We start from the raw sequence: 21,252 nt of genomic DNA, 5'->3' as shown, positions 1-21,252 counted from the left end.
GCACCGGAATCGAAATTCCGGTGCTCTTTTATTGCGGTAGCCCTTACAGGCAGCGCCTGTCAAGGGCGTCCCTCGATTGAAAGGGCTGCGCCCTTTCAATCGAAAATCAGCATACGCCCTGAGCCAGCATAGCGTCAGCGATCTTCTCGAAGCCGCCGATGTTAGCGCCCATAACAAGGTTGTCCTTGTGGCCGTACTTCTCAGCTGCAGTGATGCAGGTGTGGAAGATGTTAACCATGATGTCGTGCAGACGCTGGTCAACTTCCTCGAAGGTCCAGGACAGACGCAGGGAGTTCTGGCTCATTTCCAGACCGGAGGTAGCTACGCCGCCTGCGTTAGCAGCCTTTGCCGGGCCGAAGAATACGCCGGCTGCCTGGAATGCTGCAACAGCCTCCGGGGTGGACGGCATGTTAGCGCCCTCAGCTACAAACTTGCAGCCGTTGGCGATCAGAGCCTTTGCGTTCTCCTCATTCAGCTCGTTCTGGGTTGCACACGGCAGAGCGATGTCGCACTTGGTGCCCCACGGACGCTGACCCTCGGTGTAAACGCTGCCCGGTACGCGCTCAGCGTACTCCTTGATGCGGCCGCGCTTAACTTCCTTGATGTCCTTAACAATATCCAGGTTGATGCCGTTTGGATCGTAGATGAAGCCGTTGGAGTCGGACATGGTAACAACCTTAGCGCCCAGCTGGGTAGCCTTCTGGCAAGCGTAGATTGCAACGTTGCCGGAACCGGAGATTGCAACAGTCTTGCCCTCGAACGAAGTGCCCTTGTATGCGAGCATTTCCTTCATGTAGTAGCACAGGCCGTAGCCGGTAGCCTCGGTACGAGCCAGAGAACCGCCGTAGGACAGGCCCTTGCCGGTCAGAACGCCGGTGTACTCGTTGCGCAGACGCTTGTACTGGCCGAACAAAAAGCCGATCTCACGGCCGCCAACACCGATATCGCCGGCCGGTACGTCGGTGAACTGACCGATGTGCTTGCACAGCTCGGTCATGAAGGACTGGCAGAAACGCATGATTTCAGCATCGGACTTGCCCTTCGGATTGAAGTCGGAGCCGCCCTTGCCGCCGCCCATCGGGAGGGTGGTCAGGCTGTTCTTGAAGCACTGCTCAAAGCCGAGGAACTTGATAACGGATGCGTTAACAGAGGGGTGCAGACGCAGACCGCCCTTGTAGGGGCCGATCGCGGAGTTGAACTGTACACGGAAGCCGCGGTTTACCTGAACCTTGCCCTGATCGTCAACCCACGGTACACGGAACATGAACATGCGCTCCGGCTCTACGATGCGCTCCATGATGCCGTTCTTCTCGAGCTCCGGACGAGCTTCAACAACCGGCTGAAGGCTCTCGAGAACCTCGTATACAGCCTGCTGGAACTCCGGCTCATTCGGGTTGCGCTTCTGTACGGTTTCGTACACGCCCTGCAGATAAGAATTGGTAAGTGCCATTTTTATTGTCCTCCTTACATTCTATACCACTCGCTTAACTTTCGTAAGTAATCCGAGTGGAATGCTTTTATATTTGATGACGGTTCTATTATATAGCAATTTTTTTGCATATGCAATACTTTAGCACGATAAAATTATACAGTTTTTTAGGCCGAAAAACCTATGGATATTGGCAATCTGACTTGATATAATAAAGCCAGTACCGCATAATTAAAGCGGCGGTGCTTTGCGAAAATTTACTTTCTTGACTTCGGTGTGTTTTCTTGCAATCCGAAAGTATTGCTGCAAAACCATGCCTCGTCAAAAAAAGAAAATTTACTCGCAAATCACTCTTGTTTCATTATGTGGTATTGACTGGTAAAAAGAAAGGTGGATTAGCTATGGCAAACAGCTTTGAGCGAATATATGCAGTGGTGAAGAAAATTCCGCGCGGAACGGTGGCCAGCTACGGGCAGGTCGCGCTGCTCGCGGGCAATCCGAGATGGGCGCGCGTTGTTGGCTATGCGCTGCATGCCAATCCCGATCCGGAGGGGATTCCGTGCTACCGCGTGGTAACGAAAGACGGACGAACGTCACCGGCGTTTGCGTTCGGCGGCGCGGATATCCAGCGCGCACTGCTCGAAGCGGACGGCATCGAGTTCACCGAGGACGGCCGTGTGGATATGGCGAAATACGGCTGGACAGGATTAGGATAACACCGCACAATTAAACTGCGGCGCTTTACGGAAATTTTGTGCTCTGACGTCGTTGTGCTTTCACGGTAATACACAAAGTATTACCGCAAAATCACGCCTAGTCAGACCGCAAAATTTACTCGTAAATCGCTCTTGTTCAATTATGTGGTATTACCCTGACTTGACAAATCCGGTCGTGCGGTGCTATGCTTGCGCCAAAGGAGTGACACGCATGATCGACATCGAAAAGCTGACCGCGCTCGCCATCGCGTATGACGCAGGCGACGCAAAACGGATTCAGCACTTTATAAAGGTATACGCGTACAGCCGCCTGCTCGGGCGCAGGGAAGGTCTGGATGAGCAGAAGCAGAATATACTCGAAGCTGCAGCCGTTCTGCACGATATCGGCATCCACGAAGCCGAACGGAAGCACGGCTCGAGCGGCGGACACTGGCAGGAGATGGAAGGCCCGGCGGTCGCGGCTCCCATGCTGCAGCAGTGCGGCGCAGATGAGCGGGAGAGCGAGCGCGTGCAGTGGCTCATCGCGCATCACCATACCTATACCGCCGGAGAGGAAAAAGATTTCCGTATTCTGCTTGAAGCGGATTTCCTTGTCAACGCCTACGAGGACGGTATGACGGCAGAGCAGTGTAAAACCGCGAAAGACCGCGTGTTCCGAACCGAAACCGGCAAGCAGTATCTTGGAGAAATGTTTCTCAAACCGGCATATCAGGCGAAATAATGGAAAATTGAAAATGGAGACACCCACCGCAGTGGGCGTCCAGCGAGCAACCGCCCATAGGGCGGCTCTTAGCGAGTCGGAATGGAGAATGAACCCCGAGGTAGGGCATTCTCCATTTTTTCATTTTTATTGAGTGCCAGCCGGATAGCACGGTGCGCCGAGGTCGGCGCACCCTACGGTAAACATTCATTATCAAATTAAACTCGCAGGTGCCGTCTGTAGCCACCAGACCAATGAGTTGCGCGACACAGGTATCCCCCAGGGGACCCTCTCTTGCCCTTTGGGCAATTCACCTTGTGTTGCGCCTGCGGAGAGCAGGCCGCATGTGTAGTAGTACGTTATCTGTGAACTGCGAATATGTCGAGAAATGGGCGCACGCTGTGCGCCCCTACGGCAGAGTAATCCGACTGCCGTTCCCTTTTTCGAAGCGGTCGCCGGTCTCTGGTATGCGTCAGGTTAAGAAACAAAAGGAAGTGGGAGTTAAGAGGGTAGAAACCATTGGTGTCTACCCTCTTGCCCCCCGCCGTGGGTACGGCGCCCCCGCTGGGCGGGTGAGATTCCTCTCGCTTCGTAAGCGACCACTCCCCGAAATGTGAACATTTCGTGAAACCCGTTGACATTGCCGAGTGACGGTGTATAATATGTTAGCAAGCTAACAGTAAGGAGGCTAACAATGAATTGCTGTGACCATAATGAATGCTGCGGTCACTCGGACGACCGCATCGGTGCAGAAATCGGTATGCTGCATAATCTGCTTCGGCGGCAGATGGCGTGTATGACCGAAAAGACTGCGAATGCAGCGAATGTGACCGGCATGCAGGCGATGATCGTCCATCACCTGATCATACACGAAAAGCAGGGCGATATATTCCAGAAGGATCTGGAAAACGTGTTCCAGATGCGCCGCTCGACCGCAACGGGCATACTGCAGCTGATGGAGCAGCACGGCATTATCCGCCGTGAGCCGGTGGAGCATGACGGCCGCCTGAAACGTCTGGTGCTGACCGAGCAGGCGCGTGCAATGGATGAATACATTACTGAGCGCATGCAGCAGATGGAGCAGCTTCTGCGGCAGGGCATCACAGAGGACGAGCTGAAGGGCTGGTTTGCGGTCTGTGAAAAAATCCGCTCCAATCTGGAGCAGTACCAATGCAATATGTGCAGGGAGGGACAGAAATAATGATAAAACGACTGCTGAAAAGTGTGCGTGAGTTCAAAAAGGACGCACTGCTCACGCCGTTTTTCGTTGTGCTCGAGGTCGTGATGGAGGTCATCATTCCGCTGGTTATGGCGCTGCTGATCGACAAGGGCATTGACGGGCAGGATATGGCCGCCATTTGGAAATACGGCATCATCCTTGTGCTGTGCGCCATGCTCGCGCTGATGTTCGGCGCGGCGGCCGGCACCTTTGCGGCGAGAGCCTCAACCGGCTTTGCCCGCAATCTGCGTCACGATATGTACTACAATGTGCAGAATTTCTCGTTTTCCAACATTGATAAGTTCTCCACCGGTTCGATCGTCACCCGTCTGACCACCGATGTTACCAACGTACAGAACGCCTTTCAGATGTGCACGCGCATCGCGGTGCGCTGCCCGGTCATGCTGGTCTTTGCGCTGTTCATGGCGATGAGGATCAACAGCAGGATGGCGCTCGTATTCCTCGCGGTGCTGCCGATTCTGGCAATCGGCATGGGCATCCTGATGAAGGTTGTCGGTCCGGTCTTTGAGCGCGCATTCAAGATCTACGACCGTATGAACACGGTCGTACAGGAAAATGTGCGCGGCATCCGCGTTGTTAAGACCTATGTGCGTGAGGACCACGAGACTGAAAAGTTCGAGGGCGTTTCCGGCATGCTGTACCGCACGTTCTCCAAGGCGCAGAAGACCATGGCAGGCGTTATGCCGCTGATGCAGTTCTGTATGTACGCGTGCATGCTGCTCATTTCGTGGTTCGGCGCGCGTCTGATCGTCGGCGGCTCGATGACCACCGGCGAGCTGACCAGCATGTTCTCCTACGCGATGCAGATCCTGATGAGCCTGATGATGGTAGCGATGGTTTTCGTTATGATCACCATGGCCAAGGCGAGCGCAGAGCGTGTTGCCGAAATCCTCGATGAGCAGTCCGACCTGCACAATCCTGCAAACCCGATTCACGAGGTCAAGGACGGCGCGATCGAGTTCGATGACGTTTCCTTCAGCTACAAGGGCGATGAGCGCAAGCTGGCGCTTAAAAACGTCAACCTGCATATCAAGGCCGGTCAGACCGTCGGCATTCTCGGCGGCACCGGTTCCGCGAAGTCTACGCTCGTGCAGCTGATTCCGCGCCTGTACGATACCACGCACGGCACGGTCAAGGTCGGCGGCGTGGATGTTCGCGATTACGATATCGAGGCGCTGCGCGATCAGGTTGCCATGGTGCTCCAGAAGAACGTGCTGTTCTCCGGCACGATCAAGGAAAATCTTCGCTGGGGTGACGAAAACGCCTCGGACGAGGAGCTCGAGCGCGTATGCCGTCTGGCACAGGCGGATGAATTCATCCAGCAGATGCCGGATAAGTACGACACCCACATTGAGCAGGGCGGCTCGAATGTCTCCGGCGGTCAGAAGCAGCGCCTGTGCATTGCGCGTGCGCTGCTGAAAAAGCCGAAGATCCTCATTCTTGATGACTCGACCAGCGCGGTAGATACCAAGACGGATGCGCTTATCCGCAAGGCATTCGCGGAGGAAATCCCGGACACGACCAAGATTATCATTGCACAGCGTGTTTCCTCTGTGCAGGATGCGGATCAGATCGTCATTCTCGACGGCGGCACCGTGCAGGCTGTCGGCACGCACGATGAGCTGCTCGTCGCCAACACGATCTATCAGGAAATCTACAACCAGCAGAACAGAAAGGGCGGTGAGGAATAATGGCAAGACCTCAGATGCGCGGACCCGGCGGCCGCAGAGGCATGATGGGCGGCAAGCGCAGCAAAAATCCGAAAAAGACGCTCGGACGTCTTATGAAATATATTCAGAAGGGCTACGGCGTACAGTTTGTGGTCGTACTGATCTGCATTCTTCTGTCGGCTGTGGCAAACGTGGCAGGCTCCATGTTCCTCAAAAGCCTGATCGACGACTATATTTCTCCGCTGCTGCTGCAGGCATCTCCGGTGTTTACCGGTCTGCTGCATGCACTGATGAGTATGGCGGTGATCTATCTCATCGGCATTGCGACTACGTTCATCTACAACTGGCTGATGGTCGGCATTTCGCAGGGCGTGCTCAAAAAGGTGCGTGACGAGATGTTCGCGCACATGCAGAAGCTGCCGATTCGCTACTTCGATACGCATACCCACGGCGATCTGATGAGCCATTTCACCAACGATACCGATACGCTGCAGCAGATGCTCAGCCAGTCCGTGCCGCAGATGTTTTCCTCGGCGATGACCATTATCTCGGTGTTCATCGGCATGCTGGTGACGAATGTATGGCTGACGCTGTTCGTACTGCTCGGCGTGTGCGTCATGCTCAAGGTGGTAAAGAAGCTGGGCGGTCAGTCCGCGAAGTACTTCCTCGAGCAGCAGAAGTCGCTCGGCAGGGTCAACGGCTATATCGAGGAGATGATCAACGGTCAGAAGGTCATCAAGGTGTTCTGCCACGAGGAAAAGTGCAAGGAGCAGTTCGATGAGCTCAACGATGAGCTGCGTGAGAATGCTGCGAGTGCGAATACCTTCGCAAACATCCTCATGCCGATCATGATGAACATCGGCAACCTGCTGTACGTTCTGGTGGCGGTTGTCGGCGGTGCGCTGGCGCTGTCCGGCGTGGTCGGAAACAGCATCACCATCGGCGTTATCGCGTCCTTCCTGCAGCTGACTAAGTCGTTCACCCAGCCGGTAACGCAGATTTCGCAGCAGTTCAATTCCATCGTTATGGCGCTTGCCGGTGCCGAGCGTATCTTTGAGCTGATGGACGAGGAGCCTGAGGTAGACAACGGCTACGTTACTCTCGTTAACGCCAAGTACGACAAGAACGGCGAACTCGTTGAAACCCCGGAAAAGACCAACATCTGGGCGTGGAAGCACCCGCACGAGGACGGCACCACCACCTACACGCAGGTCCGCGGCGATGTCCGCTTCTTCGATGTGGATTTCGGTTATAACCCGGATAAGATCGTTCTGCACGACATCACGCTGTACGCCGAGCCCGGTCAGAAGGTCGCGTTCGTCGGTGCAACCGGCGCGGGCAAAACGACCATCACCAACCTGATCAACCGTTTCTACGACCTCGCGGACGGCAAGATCCGCTACGACGGCATCAATATCAATAAGATCAAAAAAGCCGATCTTCGCCGCTCGCTCGGCATCGTTCTGCAGGATACCAACCTGTTTACCGGCACCATCCGCGATAATATCCGCTACGGCCGTCTGGATGCGACCGACGAGGAAGTCGAGGCAGCGGCGCAGCTTGCCAATGCGGACGACTTCATCCGCCGACTGCCGGACGGCTACGATACCGTCATCGACGGCGACGGCGGCAGTCTGTCGCAGGGTCAGTGCCAGCTGCTTTCCATCGCGCGTGCGGCTGTTGCCGATCCGCCGGTTATGATCCTCGATGAGGCGACCAGCTCGATTGATACCCGCACGGAGTCCATCGTGCAGGCCGGCATGGACGGCCTCATGTACGGACGTACGGTGTTCGTTATCGCGCACCGCCTGTCCACGATTCAAAACGCAGACGTTATTATGGTGCTGCAGCTCGGTCATATCATCGAGCGCGGCAACCATGAGCAGCTGATCGCGGAACACGGCAAATATTATCAGCTCTATACCGGAGCGTTTGAGCTGGAGTAAGATCAAAGAACCCGAAACGAGAGTTTCGGGTTCTTTTTTGCGCCGAATTGAGAATTGAAAATGGAGAATGGAGAATTGACATGGTGGTTTTCCGTTGTGTGGGCGGTCAATGACCGCCCCTACGATTAAATGTGTGCAAATCGTTTGCTACGGTGCGCCGAGGTCGTCGCACCCTACGGTAAGGTTGGTTGATAAATGAAATTCGGAGGAACTGTCTGTAATAACGCGTAAAAGAGTTGCGCGGCACGGTCATCCTCCAGAGGACCCTCTCTTGCCCTTTGGGCAATTCACCTTGTGCCGCGCCTGCGTAGAGCAGCCGATATGTGTAGCAGTAAATTATTCGACACTGCGGATAGGTTAAGACATGGGCGCACACTGTGCGCCTCTACGGAAGAAAAAATCCTCTGCCGTTCTCCTTTTCGGAGCGGTCGCTGGTCTCTGGTCTGCGCCAGACTATCTAATAAAGGAAGATGGAGTCCCAAGAGGATAGTACTCATTTAATCCGCGCACGGCGCGGGAACAAGGTTTAGTGGCCTACGGGCAAACCTTGGTGTCTATCCTTTTGGCCCGCCGCACTAACGACAGCGCATATCCGCACATTCCAATACTTTATAAGCGCCGCTGTCTATCCTTTTGTTTCTGTGGCGAAACCGCCACTTTTTCGCGCTCGAAAGTTGGAATATGCGCTTAACTTTTTTCAAAACGCAATTCCCGATGTTATTTCCCGCCAAGCGGCACGTCTGTATTGGGATATACTGGGAAAACAGCAAGGGAGGCGTAACGAAATGGATAAACAAAGGGCAAGACGGTCCGCGTCGATACCGGTGCGGATCGGGCATGCAGCAGCATGGGCTGCCGGATTATGGAAACAGGAGCATTTGCGGACGCTCATCACAGGCGCACAGCGATTCGTGCTGTGTGCGGTGCTGGCACAGGGAACCATCCTTGGCGGGTACATGCCGTTCGGACTGGCGATGACGGCGGCCTTGATGGCTCGAGGAGCGGGTCTGTCCGCGCTCGGCGGTCTGGTGTGCGGCGTCATGCTGCGCGGCGACGGATTCCACGGCGGCATTTACGCCGCGGCAGCGCTGCTGGTGCTGTGCGTGATGAGCGTGTGCGCCGGTCTGCGCGTGATGTCCGAGCGGTGGTTTGCACCCGGTGTAGCAACGTTTGCAAGCGCGGCGTGTACATTCGTGTTTCTGCCGCTCGGCGCAGAGCTGACCGCACCGGCGGTGCTGACATTCCTGCTCGTGCAGGGCATCACGTTTGGCGTGTGCTGGATGTACGGCGCGGCCTTTGCACCGCCGCGCGACGAAAACGACTGGCGCAGACCGGTAACGCTTTTGGTGCTGACCGCAACCGTGCTGTTATCGCTTTCGGGTATCAATCTGTTCGGCGTGTTCGCTCCCGCGAGAGCGGGCGCGCTGCTGCTCGTGCTGGCGGCGGCGTATCTCGGCGGACCGGCGGCGGGCGCGGCAGCCGGTGTCGCGTTCGGCGCGGCAATGGATCTCAACATCGGCTACGGAGCCTTGTTCACCTGCTGCTATGGCCTGTGTGCGCTCGTTGCCGGACTGTTTCATGACAGCGGCCGCGGCTGGTTTTCGGTCTGTGCGCTCGGCGGCGGACTGTGCGCGGCTATGCTCGGCGTGGAGCATCCGCTGTTCATTCCGCTGATTGCAGAGCTGTTCTGCGCGGTCCTCATGTTCGCGGCGCTGCCGCCCTTCGTGTGGGAGGCCATCCGGCGCAGCCTGCTGCCAGATACCCTGATGGGCGAAGCCGCCAGTCAGCGTGTGCGCAGACTCGCGGGCACCTGTGCGACCGAGGCGGCGCAGGCGTTCTACGAACTGTACCTTGCTATGCTGCATGGCGTCAGCGAGGGCAAAGCCGCCGGAGACCGGAATATTCGGGCGGTATTCGACTACGCGAGCGATCATGTCTGCAAAAACTGCATGCTGTGTACGCAGTGCTGGCAGCGGGACTATGTGAGCACGCTGGCGGCGCTCAATGATGTGACCCAGCCGATGCTGCAGCGCGGGCGAGCGGAAATGAGCGATTTTCCCTATCATTTTGCGGCACGGTGTGCGCGTCTGCCCGAGCTGATGCGTGCCATCAACAGTGCACTGTTTGCGCTGCGCGAGCGCGAAAGCCTTCGGCGGCAGCAGGAGGAAAACCAGAGCCTGCTTGCCAGGCAATACGCAGGCATTACGGACATTCTTCGGCAGCTTGGCGCGGAGGTCACACAGGATGAAACGGCGCAGCCGCTGATGGAACGGCAGGTGCGTCGGTACGCAGCAGCGTTCGGATGGATCGACCGCGTGTGCGCGGTGCGGGATTCGCAGGGCAGGCTGACCGTTGAACTGTACGGCGAGGGCATCGACGACATCATGAAGCAGGGGGACGGCTTTTCAGCCGGCCTGTCGGCGCTGCTGGGCGTGACGCTGACCGCACCGGAGAAGAAAAAGGGCAGCCAGGGCATCCATGTTGAGATGCATGAACGGGCGCCGTACCGTGCGGTGGTCGGTATTGGCCGTCAGCAGAAGGAGGGCGCGTCGGTCTCGGGCGACAACGCGTGCTACTTTCTCACCGACACCGGAACGGCGTGCCTGCTCCTGTCGGACGGCATGGGTTCGGGTGCCGCCGCGTCGCGGGACAGCCGCATGCTCATCACCTCGCTCGAGCGGTTCCTGCGTGCAGGCATTTCGGTCGGAGACGCGCTGCACGCGGTCTCTCCGGCGCTGCGCCTGCGGTCAGACGGCATGCGCTTCACCACACTGGACGCATTCACGCTCGATCTGTTCAGCGGACGCGCGGAAAACCTCAAGTGCGGCGCCGCACCGACCTACATGCGGCTGAACGGCCGGTGGACCATTCTGCCGGGCACGGCGCTGCCCATCGGTCTGGCGGAGGAGGACGAACTTGGCGATGCCGTGCCGCTGCAGATGAACGACGGCGATATCGTGGTTATGCTCTCGGACGGCGTGACCGACGGCACGGACGATAAATGGGTGCGGCAGCTGCTCATCGCGCATGCAGGCGACAGCCCGAAGGAGATCGCGGCACAGCTTGTGAACGAGGCGAAAGGCCGCGGACACGATGACGATAGGACCGTAATGGTCATGAAAATTGAAAAGCTGGAATGAGACTGGTATAAAATCACGAAAGAGGGGAATGATGGAACAAAGGGAAAAGGAGGAATCTATATGGTACGAGGTGTCAGCCGCCGCGTCATTGTCGTCAAGCCGGAGCAGCCGGCGCTGTTCGAGCAGGCTATTTTCCTTGTGCGGGACTACAATGCGCCGCGCGGCGACATGGTGCGAGAGGCCTGCCGCATCGCCAACAGCTATCTGCCGCGCAGACGGCGGTCGAGAAGAAAGGCGGACGGTCTTTCTCTGCTTGCCGGATTCAGCGCAGGCGCACTGCTCATCGGCACCATTTGGGCGCTGACGGCGCTCGTTTTGTAAACAGATTATAAAATGAGCGGCCGTTCCCTTGTACCATCCGGTTTTGGTTGGTATACTATAGTACACAGACGAAAATTTCGGTTTTCGCTTACTATAGATCAAACGGAGGCGGCTATTATGACGGCCGAAACCTTTTTTCAGCTGTTCAACCAGTACGGACTGATCCTGGTCTGTGCCGTGGTTTTCTGCGAATATATGAACCTGCCCGGATTTCCGGCAGGCGTTATCATGCCGTGCGTCGGTGTGCTGATCGCCCGGAGCGAGCTGTCGCTGCCGCTGACGGTTTTTCTGAGCGTGGTCGCCGGTGTGCTCGGCAGTCTGGTCATCTACGCCGTGTGCTACTGGGGCGGCGAACCGGTGATGGAGAAACTGTTCGGCAGGAGCAAGAAATTCAAGTCTCTCGTGCGTAAATGCCATGAATTTATCGACGCACAGCATGGGCGCGGACTGGCGATCATCCGTGTGATCCCGTGTATCCGCACCATTGTTTCCATCCCGGCCGGACTGCTCCGGATGCCGGTCAAGTGGTTCGTCGGCTGGTCTGCGGCGGGCATCACGGTGTGGAATACCGCACTCATTTCGTTCGGGTATTTCTTCAGCGAGAAGATTCTCAGCATGGTAATGTAACCAAATATATCGACAGGGTAAATCCTCGGATTTGCCCTGTTTTTGCGTTTTTCGGTCGAAAAATGGGTGCATCCATTCTGTAAGTTGCATTTGCAGTCGCGTTATGGTAAAATATACACCGTTATATAATATGTATAAGACGGAGGAACGATATGCAGATCGGCAACGTAACAATCAACGGAAAACTGGCGCTTGCACCGATGGCAGGCGTGACCGATCTTGCATTCCGCCATATCTGCCGGGAGCACGGCGCGGCGCTGACCGTGACCGAAATGGTCTCCGCAAAGGCGCTGTGCTATAAGGATAAGAAAACGCCGCGTCTGCTCGAGCTGGGGGCGGACGAGCATCCGGCGGCTGCCCAGATTTTCGGGCACGAGCCGGACACGATGGCCGAAGGCGCGAAACTGGCGCTGGAGAAATCCGGCTGTGATATCATCGATATCAACATGGGCTGTCCGGCGCCGAAGATCGTAAACAACGGTGACGGCTCCGCGCTGATGAAGGACCCGGAGCTTGCGTCCAAGGTGATTACAGCGGTCGTAAACGCGGTCGATGTGCCGGTAACGGTCAAGTTTCGCAAGGGCTGGGATGAAAAAAGCGTCAACTGCGTGGAATTTGCAAAAATGGCTGAGCAGTCCGGCGCGGCAGCGATCACGCTGCACGGACGCACGCGCTCGCAGCAGTACAGCGGCACCGCCGACTGGGATGTGATTCGTGAAGTCAAGCAGGCGGTTTGCATTCCGGTGTTCGCCAACGGAGATGTGGCCGAGCCCGAGGACGCGGTCCGCATTTTCGCGCACACCGGCGCGGACGGCGTGATGATCGGGCGAGGTTCGCTCGGTGATCCGTGGCTGTTCGAGCGGGCGAATGCACTGCTCGAGACCGGCATCTGTCCGGCGCTGCCGCCGTTCGCGGAGCGCATTGACACAGCCGTGCGGCAGATCGAGCTTGCCGCCGAGCAGAAGGGCGAGCATATCGCCATGCTCGAGGCACGCCGACACGTTAACTGCTATCTCAAGCGGGAAAGCGGTGTCAAGGCGTTCAAGAACCGCATTTGCGCACTCACCAAGCTGAGTGATCTGTATGAAATTGCAGACGAACTGAAAGCCTTCGTTTCGGCGAAGGAGAACATATAATAAATAAGGTAAGAGAAAGAGAGGGGAGACGCAGTGGACGACAAGCATATTGTGGCGCAGGCGCGGCGCGGCGAGCTTTCCGCCTTTGAGCAACTGGTGACGCGCTACGAAAAGCGCGTGTATGCGATCGCGCTGCGCTCGTCCGGCTCGCCGGAGGATGCCGCAGATATCACGCAGGAGGTTTTCCTTCGGGCATGGCGCTCGATGAAGGACTTCCGCGGGGACAGCGGCTTTGCGACCTGGCTGTTCCGCATCACGATGAACCAGTGCGTCGATTACGCGCGGCATAAGCAGAGCCAGCCGCCGACGCAGCCGCTCGTGCAGGGCGAGGATGACGAGGAACGCGAACTGCCGCTTCCGGATACGGCTCCATCTCCCGAGGAGCACCTGGAGAACAGCGAGCTGGGACGTGAGCTTGCCGCCGCGCTCGATGAGGTGAGCGACGAGCACCGCAGAATCGTCCTGCTGCGGGACGTTTCCGGCATGAGCTACACCGAGATCGCTGAGATACTCGAGGTCAGCGAAGGCACGGTAAAGTCGCGGCTGTCACGCGCACGCATCGCTTTACGCAAAATTTTACTCAAACGAGGGAACCTTTTTCATTTGCCTTCGTCTAAAGATATGGAAGGAGGCGAGGAGCATGAATGAGGAGGAATATTTTGAACAGCTTTGCTCGAACAGTGTGGACGGAACCCTGACCGATTCCGAAAAGCAAAAGCTGGAGGAGCATCTGGCAGAGTGCCCATCGTGCGCCGCGCTGAAAGAGGATCTGGAGCAGATGCACAGTATGCTGGCGGTGGACGAAACCGAGCCGCCGGCCGGACTGCATGACAGCATAATGGAACGTCTGCGGCAGGAGGAAACCGTTCGGGTGGTCGCGCCGCAAAAGCCGATGCGCCGTCTGCCGGTGTTTACGATGGTAGCCGCTGCGGCGGTTGTCGTGCTGGTTGTGCTCGGCGGCGGACTGATGCCCGCGTTCAGTACGGTGGGCAGCGGCAGCACGGCGGCAGCGGATTCCGCTTCGGCGGACGCAGGAGACGGCACGGCGGACGGCGGTATGCAGGATGAGATCGAGCAGTCTGTGCGGGAGAACGCCGATGCATCGAGCGGCGGAGCATCGAATTCGAGCGTGCAGCAGAGCGGCACGGCTTCGCAGAGCATGAACGGCAGCGCATACAGCGGGCAGAATGACACCGGCGGGGACTCTGCGGCGAATACGCAGAGCGATGCGGGCATCGATGCCGAGCAGTATGCAGACAGCGATCGGTCGATCGCAGCTCCCGAGCCGGTCACGGAGGAGCCGGTACCGGCGCAGGTGCAGACTCGTCCGGTGCTCACGCTGCCGCAAAGCCTGCACGGCGCGCACACCGCGTACTGCTATGTGGCCATCGGCGGCAGCAGCCTGCCGGATATCGATGGTGAGCTGCTCGCGCAGGAGAACGGCGTTTCGTGGTTCCGGCTGGACAACAGTATGGAAACGCTCGAAAAGACGCTGCAGACAGTAGAACAGGCAGGCTGCACGGTGACTGCCTATGATAAGGTCGATCTGACGATCGACAGCCATGCAGATTCGTGGATCTTAGCGGTTGTTACCGGTTGAGATTGGGCAAAACAGACCTGAAACGATGGTTTTCGGGTCTGTTTTTGTGCATAACGCGAAAAATTCCGTTTCCCACAAAAAATCGCTGAAAATTTTGTGCAAACACTTGACTTTCCTATGAAAGTATTGTATTATGTATAAGCACTTGCGAGAGCAAGTTAAAACGCGATGATACCGGAGATTGCTGCTGTGAGCAGGTAACTTCGGTGGAGTAGGTCCGACAATCGGGCGGTTGAGATAACTGCTATCAGCTGAATTCAGATATTCAGCAAAAACGCAATGTTCATGCGTAAATTCGGGACTCGCGGCGCGTGCGCCGTCAAGCCGATGGTTTGAACCACTTACGTTTCTTATCGTGACCGGATTGTTGCGCTGCGGAGTCAGTGCGCCCGGTTATTTTCATGCCCGTTGCGTGATACGCACGGCGGAGTTGCAGTTTCTCTCCGTAGCGAGTCAAAACATTATTTAATGTATGGCACACATACGAGGAGGAAATTCCACAATGGCAAACGCACAGAAGATTCGCATTCGCCTGAAGGCGTATGATCACGAGCTGATCGACCAGTCCGCAGAGAAGATCATCGAGACCGCTAAGCGCAACGGCGCTAAGGTTTCCGGCCCGATCCCGCTGCCGACCGAGAAGCAGATCGTTACCATCCTGCGTGCTGTTCACAAGTACAAGGATTCTCGTGAGCAGTTCGAGCGCCGCACCCACAAGCGCCTGATCGACATCATCAACCCGAATCAGGCTACCATCGAGGCTCTGACCACTCTCGACCTGTCGGCTGGCGTCGAGTTCGAGGTTAAGCTCTAATTTAAGTTAACAAGCTGACCGGATTAACCCACCGGCGGTTTGAAGCCCTGCCGCGACACGCGCGGCGAGGTCATGTTGGCGGTCAAATGCCGTCAACCAATAACCTTTAAGGAGGAAAAACAAATGCTGAACAAAGCAATCATCGGCAAGAAGGTCGGTATGACCCAGATCTTCAATGCTGACGGCAAGGTTATTCCCTGCACCGTAATCGAAGCAGGTCCTTGCGTTGTAACTCAGCTCAAGACCGAAGAGAAGGACGGCTACAATGCTGTACAGTTCGGTTTTGAGGATGTTAAGGAAGCTCGCCTGAACAAGCCCCAGAAGGGTCACCTGAAGAAGGCTGGCGACTCCCTGAAGAAGTACCTGAAGGAGTTCCGTTTTGAGGACTGCACTCCGTTCCAGCTCGGCGATGTTGTTAAGGCTGACATGTTCGTTACCGGCGATTATGTTGACGTTACCGGCACTTCCAAGGGCAAGGGCTACGCTGGCGTAATCAAGCGCTTCAACGCATCCCGCCTGAAGGAAAGCCACGGTACCGGCCCTGTACACCGCCATGCGGGTTCTATGGGCGCTTGCTCTGATCCGTCCAAGATCATGAAGGGCAAGATGATGCCGGGTCACATGGGCGCTGAGCAGGTTACTGTTCAGAACCTGGACGTTGTAAAGGTTGACGCTGAGCTTAACCTGATCGCCGTTTGCGGCGCAGTTCCGGGCCCGAAGGGCGGCATCGTAGTGCTGAAGAACACCGTTAAGAACAACAAGGTTGCCAAGGGCGAGGCTGGCATCAGCAAGAACCCGCAGAAGGCTTCCGCAAGAAAGTAAGGGAAGGAGGAGCAAATCATGCCTACAGTAGCAGTTTTTGATATGACCGGTAAGAAGACCGGCGAGATGGAGCTGAACGCGGCTGTTTTCGGTATCGAGCCGAACATGACCGTTGTACACGCTGCAGTAAAGAATTATCTGGCTAACCAGCGTCAGGGCACTCAGTCCACGCTGACCCGCGCCGAGGTTCGTGGCGGCGGCATCAAGCCGTGGCGTCAGAAGGGCACCGGCCGTGCTCGTCAGGGTTCTATCCGCTCTCCGCAGTGGACCCATGGTGGTATTGCCCTCGGCCCGAAGCCCCGTTCCTACAACTACAGCCTGACCAAGAAGACCAAGCGTCTGGCTATGCTGTCCGCTCTGTCTGCAAAGGCAGCAGCAGGCGAGATCATCGTAATCGATGGCCTGGATATGGGCGAGATCAAGACCAAGTCCTTCGTTGGTTTCCTGAACGCAGTTGAGGCAACCGGCAAGAGCCTGGTAGTTACTCCGGAAGTTCGCACCAACGTAGTTAAGTCTGCGGCAAACATCCCGGGCGTACGCACCACGATCGCGTCTACCCTCAATGTATACGACATCCTCAATGCTGACAAGTTCATCATCGACAAGGCAGCAGTTGAGAAGCTGCAGGAGGTATACGCATAATGAAGTACGCATACGACATTATCAAGAAGCCGATCATCACCGAGCGTTCCATGATGGGCGCACAGGACAACAAGTACACCTTCGAAGTTGCAATCGATGCCGGCAAGGTAGAGATCAAGAAGGCTGTAGAGGAGATCTTCGGCGTTAAGGTTGCCAAGGTTAACACCATCAAGCTGCCGGGCAAGTGGAAGCGCATGGGCGTTCACGTTGGCAAGCGTTCCGACATCAAGAAGGCGATCGTAACCCTGACCGCTGACTCCAAGAAGATCGAGATCTTCGAGAACATGATGTAAATATTCTAAGGGGGAATCCTTCCCCCTTAGATACCGAAAAAGTTCCCTTCGGAAACTTTTTCGGATAACCCCCTCTCGAATGAATACATTCGAGAACGCGCCTCTAAGGCGCGGGCAGTGGTGTAAAAGTACGGCGCAGCCGCACTTTTACGAACACCCCTGCGGGGTGATTAACAACTCGTTCAAAACTGTAGTTTTGAATGAAGCATTTGTATGGGGAAGCCACCCCGATAATAACGTATCAAGGAGTTGAAATTCCAAATGGCTATCAAGACTTTCAACCCGACGACGCCCTCGCGCAGAAATATGACTGTGCTTTCCTACAAGGGTCTGTCTAAGGTGAAGCCCGAGAAGAGCCTTCTCGAAAAGGTCAAGAAGACCGCTGGCCGCAACAGCTACGGCCGCATCACCGTTCGCCACATCGGCGGCGGCAACAAGAAGAAGTACCGTATCATTGACTTCAAGCGTCAGAAGCTCGACGTTTATGCCGAGGTTAAGACCCTGGAGTATGATCCGAACCGTTCCGCTAACATCGCTCTCGTTCAGTACGAGGACGGCGAGAAGGCATATATCCTCGCTCCCGAGGGCCTGAAGATCGGCGACAAGGTCGTTTCTTCCAAGGATGCCGACATCAAGCCCGGCAACTGCCTGCCGGTTGAGAACATTCCGGTTGGTACCATGATCCACAACATCGAGCTGTACCCGGGCAAGGGCGCACAGCTGGTTCGTTCCGCAGGCGTCGGCGCTCAGCTGATGGCTAAGGAAGGCGGCAAGGCAATGGTTCGTCTGCCCTCCGGTGAGCTGCGTTACGTCCGTCTGGACTGCAAGGCTACCATCGGCGTTGTTGGTAACTCTGATCATTCTAACGTACAGCTGGGTAAGGCTGGCCGTACCCGTCATCTGGGTATCCGCCCGACCGTTCGTGGTTCTGTAATGAACCCGTGTGATCACCCGCACGGCGGCGGCGAAGGCAAGAGCCCGATCGGTCGTCCGTCTCCGGTTACCCCGTGGGGCAAGCCGGCTATGGGTTACAAGACCCGCAAGAAGAACCACCGCACCGACAAGCAGATCGCTCGTCGTCGCAACGGCAAGTAAGAAAGGAGTTATCTTAATATGGGCAGAAGTGTTAAGAAAGGCCCTTTTGTGGCTCCTGAGCTTATCAAAAGAGTCGTTGAAATGAACGAAAAGGGCGAGAAGAAGGTCCTCAAGACCTGGTCCCGCGCTTCCACGATCTTCCCTGAGTTCGTCGGTCATACTATCGCAGTACACGACGGCCGCAAGCACGTTCCGGTATACGTTACCGAGGACATGGTTGGTCACAAGCTGGGCGAGTTTGCTCCCACCCGTACCTACAAGGGTCACGCGGGCAGCAAGACCTCCAATAACGGCAAGTAAGGAGGAGTTAAAGTAACATGGAAGCAAGAGCTATTGTACGCAACGTACGCATGACCCCGCGAAAGATCAAGCTGATCTGCGATCTGATCCGCGGCAAGGATGCGGGCGAAGCTATGGCCATCATCATGAATACCCCCAAGGCAGCATGCGAGCCGATGGAGAAGCTCCTCAAGAGCGCAGTTGCCAATGCCGAGAACAATCACGGCATGAACACCGACAAGCTTTACGTTAAGGAAGTTCACGTCGGTCCCGGTCCGATCATGAAGCGCGTTATGCCGCGTGCACAGGGCCGTGCATTCAGAATCCTCAAGAGAACCTCGCACGTAACGCTGGTTCTTGGCGAGAAAGAATAAGGGAGGGTAATCAATGGGCCAGAAAGTAAATCCGAACGGTCTCCGTGTCGGCGTTATCAAGAATTGGGATTCCCGTTGGTTCGCTAAGGACAATGTGTTCGGCGACCTCCTCGTGGAAGACTACGAGATCCGTAAGGATCTGAAGAAGCGTCTGTACGACGCAGGCGTTCCGGCGATCGAGATCGAGCGCAAGAACGACGAAATCAAGATCATGATCCAGTGCGCACGTCCCGGCATGGTTGTCGGCCGCGGCGGCGAGGACATCAAGAAGCTCGAAGAAGAGCTGACCAAGAAGTACGGCAAGAAGGTTCGCTGCTCCATCATCGAGATCAAGAACCCGGACACCAACGCTACCCTGGTTGCTGAGAACATTGCAGCTCAGCTCGAGAAGCGCATCGGTTTCCGCCGTGCAATGAAGCAGTCCATGGGCCGTGCAATGCGCATGGGCGCCAAGGGCATCAAGGTTTCCTGCGGCGGCCGTCTGGGCGGCGCGGAAATCGCACGCACCGAGCATTACCACGAGGGCACCATTCCGCTGCAGACCCTGCGTGCGGACATCGACTATGGTTTTGCTGAAGCTGCGACCACCTACGGCCGCATCGGTGTTAAGGTATGGATCTACAAGGGTGAGGTTCTCCACGGCGGTCCGCGTCTGGGTCGCTCCATTGAAGCTCCGAAGCCGGCATTCGAGCGCCGCGATCGTCGCGGTGACCGTCGCGGCCGTCGTGACTTCAACCGTGGCGAGCGTCGTGCTCCCCGTCAGGAAGGAGGCAACCGTTAATGCTGCTCCCTAAGAGAGTTAAGTATCGTCGCGTTCATCGCGGCCGTATGACCGGCAAGGCTACCCGCGGTAACTTCGTATCGAACGGTGAGTTCGGTATCCAGGCTACCGAGCCGTGCTGGATTACCTCGAATCAGATCGAGGCAGCCCGTATCGCTATGACCCGTTACACCAAGCGTGGCGGTCAGGTATGGATCAAGATTTTCCCCGACAAGCCGGTTACCAAGCATCCGGCTGGTGCTCGAATGGGTTCCGGTAAGGGCGCACCCGAGTACTGGGTTGCAGTAGTTAAGCCGGGCCGTGTACTGTTTGAGATCGCAGGCGTTTCCGAGGAAGTTGCTCGTGAGGCACTGCGTCTGGCAAGCCACAAGCTGCCCTGCAAGACCAAGTTCGTTGCCCGTGAGAAGAATGGCGGTGAAGCATGATGAAGGCATCTGAGATCAGAGAACTGACGGCTGAGGAGCTGTCTGCAAAGCTCGGTGAGCTGAAGAAGGACCTCTTCAACCTCCGTCTGCAGCTCGCTACCAATCAGCTCGACAACACCAACAAGATCAATGAAGTCAAGCACGACATTGCTCGTATCAATACCGTTATCCGCGAGAAGCAGATCGCGGAGAAGGCATAAGGGAGGGAAACGAATATTATGAGCGAAAGAGCATTACGCAAAACGCGAGTAGGCAAGGTCGTTTCCGATAAGATGGATAAGACCATTGTCGTAGCAATTGAGGATCGTGTAGCACATCCTCTGTACAAGAAGGTTATTCCGCACACCTATAAGCTGAAGGCACACGACGAGAACAACGAGTGTGGCATCGGTGATAAGGTTAAGGTGATGGAGACCCGTCCGCTGTCCAAGGACAAGCGCTGGCGCCTGGTCGAGATCATCGAGAAGGCAAAGTAAGGAGGAGAGCACATGGTTCAGCAGGAAAGCTTTCTGCGTGCAGCTGACAACAGCGGCGCAAAGGAACTGAAGGTAATCCGTGTTCTCGGCGGCTCCGCACGCAAGTACGGCAACATCGGTGACGTAGTTGTTTGCTCGGTGCGCAAGTGCACCCCGGGCGGCGGCGTAAAGAAGGGCGATGTCGTTAAGGCAGTTATCGTCCGCACCGTTAAGGGCCTGCGCCGCGCTGACGGCAGCTATATCCGCTTTGACGAGAACGCTGGCGTTATCATTCGTGATGACAAAAACCCCCGCGGCACCCGTATCTTTGGGCCTGTCGCTCGTGAGCTGCGTGACAAGGATTACATGAAGATCCTGTCGCTTGCTCCGGAAGTACTGTAAGGAGGTCGCCAACAAATGAACAATTTGCACGTTAAGACGGGCGACACCGCAGTCGTTCTTTCCGGCAAGGAAAAGGGCAAGCGCGGCAAGATCCTGTCCGTAAACCCGAAGAAGGGTATGGTAGTAATCGAAGGTGTGAACATGATCAAGTGCCACACCAAGCCCCGCCGTCAGGGTGAAACCGGCGGCATCATCGAGCGCGAGGGTGCGCTGCGTGCCTGCAAGGTAATGCGCGTATGCCCGAAGTGCGACAAGCCGACTCGTGTTGCTCACAAGATCACCGAGAACGGCACTAAGCTGACGGTGTGCAAGCACTGCGGCGAAACGCTTTAAGAAGAGGAGGTT

The 21,252-nt window shown here is 56.5% G+C and carries 25 protein-coding genes; 24 read left to right on the top strand and 1 reads right to left on the bottom strand.

Going from position 1 to position 21,252, the window contains the following annotated elements:
- Positions 1 to 106: 106 nt before the first annotated feature.
- Positions 107 to 1,450 (bottom strand): NADP-specific glutamate dehydrogenase, encoded by a 1,344-nt coding sequence (gene gdhA / locus C7386_RS01045; protein ID WP_110435223.1) that lies wholly within the window; start codon positions 1,448 to 1,450, stop codon positions 107 to 109.
- A gap of 380 nt (positions 1,451 to 1,830) precedes the next feature.
- On the opposite strand from gdhA, the gene C7386_RS01040 reads away from it, so the two are divergent.
- The 24 genes from C7386_RS01040 (at position 1,831) to rplX (ending at position 21,240) form a co-directional block, all read left to right on the top strand.
- Positions 1,831 to 2,145 (top strand): MGMT family protein, encoded by a 315-nt coding sequence (locus tag C7386_RS01040; RefSeq protein WP_110435222.1) that lies wholly within the window; start codon positions 1,831 to 1,833, stop codon positions 2,143 to 2,145.
- A gap of 211 nt (positions 2,146 to 2,356) precedes the next feature.
- Entirely contained in the window at positions 2,357 to 2,866 is a 510-nt protein-coding gene (locus C7386_RS01035) for an HD domain-containing protein (protein WP_110435221.1), read from the top strand.
- 673 nt (positions 2,867 to 3,539) lie between these two features.
- A complete protein-coding gene (locus C7386_RS01030; RefSeq protein WP_110435220.1) occupies positions 3,540 to 4,046 on the top strand; it encodes a MarR family winged helix-turn-helix transcriptional regulator in 507 nt (168 codons plus the stop codon).
- Positions 4,046 to 5,776, top strand: a complete 1,731-nt coding sequence (locus C7386_RS01025) for an ABC transporter ATP-binding protein (RefSeq protein ID WP_116704671.1) — start codon at positions 4,046 to 4,048, stop codon at positions 5,774 to 5,776. Before C7386_RS01030 ends, C7386_RS01025 begins: the two co-directional genes overlap by 1 nt.
- Positions 5,776 to 7,701, top strand: coding sequence for an ABC transporter ATP-binding protein (locus tag C7386_RS01020; protein ID WP_382730357.1), 1,926 nt, complete (start codon positions 5,776 to 5,778; stop codon positions 7,699 to 7,701). The genes C7386_RS01025 and C7386_RS01020 overlap by 1 nt, the downstream gene beginning before the upstream one ends.
- A 785-nt stretch (positions 7,702 to 8,486) precedes the next feature.
- Positions 8,487 to 10,841: a SpoIIE family protein phosphatase gene (locus tag C7386_RS01015; protein WP_116704670.1), complete on the top strand. Its 2,355-nt coding sequence runs from the start codon at positions 8,487 to 8,489 to the stop codon at positions 10,839 to 10,841.
- Between the two features lie 60 nt (positions 10,842 to 10,901).
- On the top strand, positions 10,902 to 11,162 hold the full coding sequence (locus tag C7386_RS01010) for a translation initiation factor 2 (RefSeq protein ID WP_110435217.1): 261 nt from the start codon (positions 10,902 to 10,904) through the stop codon (positions 11,160 to 11,162).
- A 117-nt stretch (positions 11,163 to 11,279) separates the two neighbouring features.
- The gene (locus C7386_RS01005) at positions 11,280 to 11,789 is read left to right on the top strand and encodes a DedA family protein (RefSeq protein ID WP_110435216.1); all 510 of its coding nucleotides are present in this window, start codon (positions 11,280 to 11,282) and stop codon (positions 11,787 to 11,789) included.
- A gap of 152 nt (positions 11,790 to 11,941) precedes the next feature.
- Entirely contained in the window at positions 11,942 to 12,925 is a 984-nt protein-coding gene (dusB, locus tag C7386_RS01000; protein ID WP_116704668.1) for a tRNA dihydrouridine synthase DusB, read from the top strand.
- A 33-nt stretch (positions 12,926 to 12,958) separates the two neighbouring features.
- Positions 12,959 to 13,573 (top strand): RNA polymerase sigma factor, encoded by a 615-nt coding sequence (locus C7386_RS00995; protein WP_116704667.1) that lies wholly within the window; start codon positions 12,959 to 12,961, stop codon positions 13,571 to 13,573.
- The gene (locus C7386_RS00990) at positions 13,566 to 14,525 is read left to right on the top strand and encodes an anti-sigma factor family protein (protein ID WP_116704666.1); all 960 of its coding nucleotides are present in this window, start codon (positions 13,566 to 13,568) and stop codon (positions 14,523 to 14,525) included. The genes C7386_RS00995 and C7386_RS00990 overlap by 8 nt, the downstream gene beginning before the upstream one ends.
- A gap of 502 nt (positions 14,526 to 15,027) precedes the next feature.
- Positions 15,028 to 15,339: a 30S ribosomal protein S10 gene (gene rpsJ / locus C7386_RS00985; protein ID WP_116704665.1), complete on the top strand. Its 312-nt coding sequence runs from the start codon at positions 15,028 to 15,030 to the stop codon at positions 15,337 to 15,339.
- Positions 15,340 to 15,465: 126 nt separating this feature from the next.
- On the top strand, positions 15,466 to 16,161 hold the full coding sequence (rplC, locus tag C7386_RS00980; protein WP_110437137.1) for a 50S ribosomal protein L3: 696 nt from the start codon (positions 15,466 to 15,468) through the stop codon (positions 16,159 to 16,161).
- Between the two features lie 18 nt (positions 16,162 to 16,179).
- The gene (gene rplD, locus C7386_RS00975; RefSeq protein ID WP_110435212.1) at positions 16,180 to 16,803 is read left to right on the top strand and encodes a 50S ribosomal protein L4; all 624 of its coding nucleotides are present in this window, start codon (positions 16,180 to 16,182) and stop codon (positions 16,801 to 16,803) included.
- Positions 16,803 to 17,096 carry a 50S ribosomal protein L23 gene (gene rplW, locus C7386_RS00970; RefSeq protein ID WP_110435211.1) on the top strand — a complete coding sequence of 98 codons (294 nt, stop codon included), beginning with the start codon at positions 16,803 to 16,805 and terminating at the stop codon, positions 17,094 to 17,096. The genes rplD and rplW overlap by 1 nt, the downstream gene beginning before the upstream one ends.
- A 261-nt stretch (positions 17,097 to 17,357) precedes the next feature.
- Positions 17,358 to 18,191 (top strand): 50S ribosomal protein L2, encoded by an 834-nt coding sequence (rplB, locus tag C7386_RS00965; protein ID WP_116704664.1) that lies wholly within the window; start codon positions 17,358 to 17,360, stop codon positions 18,189 to 18,191.
- 18 nt (positions 18,192 to 18,209) lie between these two features.
- Positions 18,210 to 18,491 (top strand): 30S ribosomal protein S19, encoded by a 282-nt coding sequence (rpsS, locus tag C7386_RS00960; RefSeq protein ID WP_110435209.1) that lies wholly within the window; start codon positions 18,210 to 18,212, stop codon positions 18,489 to 18,491.
- A 17-nt stretch (positions 18,492 to 18,508) separates the two neighbouring features.
- Positions 18,509 to 18,844 carry a 50S ribosomal protein L22 gene (rplV, locus tag C7386_RS00955; protein ID WP_110435208.1) on the top strand — a complete coding sequence of 112 codons (336 nt, stop codon included), beginning with the start codon at positions 18,509 to 18,511 and terminating at the stop codon, positions 18,842 to 18,844.
- A 13-nt stretch (positions 18,845 to 18,857) separates the two neighbouring features.
- Entirely contained in the window at positions 18,858 to 19,625 is a 768-nt protein-coding gene (gene rpsC, locus C7386_RS00950; protein WP_116704663.1) for a 30S ribosomal protein S3, read from the top strand.
- Complete coding sequence (rplP, locus tag C7386_RS00945; protein WP_110435206.1) at positions 19,625 to 20,050, top strand: 50S ribosomal protein L16; 426 nt, start codon at positions 19,625 to 19,627, stop codon at positions 20,048 to 20,050. Before rpsC ends, rplP begins: the two co-directional genes overlap by 1 nt.
- On the top strand, positions 20,050 to 20,250 hold the full coding sequence (gene rpmC, locus C7386_RS00940) for a 50S ribosomal protein L29 (RefSeq protein ID WP_110435205.1): 201 nt from the start codon (positions 20,050 to 20,052) through the stop codon (positions 20,248 to 20,250). The genes rplP and rpmC overlap by 1 nt, the downstream gene beginning before the upstream one ends.
- An 18-nt stretch (positions 20,251 to 20,268) precedes the next feature.
- The gene (gene rpsQ, locus C7386_RS00935; RefSeq protein ID WP_054326963.1) at positions 20,269 to 20,526 is read left to right on the top strand and encodes a 30S ribosomal protein S17; all 258 of its coding nucleotides are present in this window, start codon (positions 20,269 to 20,271) and stop codon (positions 20,524 to 20,526) included.
- A gap of 12 nt (positions 20,527 to 20,538) precedes the next feature.
- Positions 20,539 to 20,907: a 50S ribosomal protein L14 gene (gene rplN, locus C7386_RS00930; RefSeq protein ID WP_116704662.1), complete on the top strand. Its 369-nt coding sequence runs from the start codon at positions 20,539 to 20,541 to the stop codon at positions 20,905 to 20,907.
- Between the two features lie 15 nt (positions 20,908 to 20,922).
- Entirely contained in the window at positions 20,923 to 21,240 is a 318-nt protein-coding gene (gene rplX / locus C7386_RS00925) for a 50S ribosomal protein L24 (protein ID WP_116704661.1), read from the top strand.
- Positions 21,241 to 21,252: the final 12 nt, after the last annotated feature.

Source organism: Agathobaculum butyriciproducens (assembly GCA_003096535.1).
Taxonomy (GTDB): domain Bacteria; phylum Bacillota; class Clostridia; order Oscillospirales; family Butyricicoccaceae; genus Agathobaculum; species Agathobaculum butyriciproducens.
Note: the sequence above shows the minus strand (reverse complement) of the source record. Positions and strands in the feature narration are given on the sequence as shown.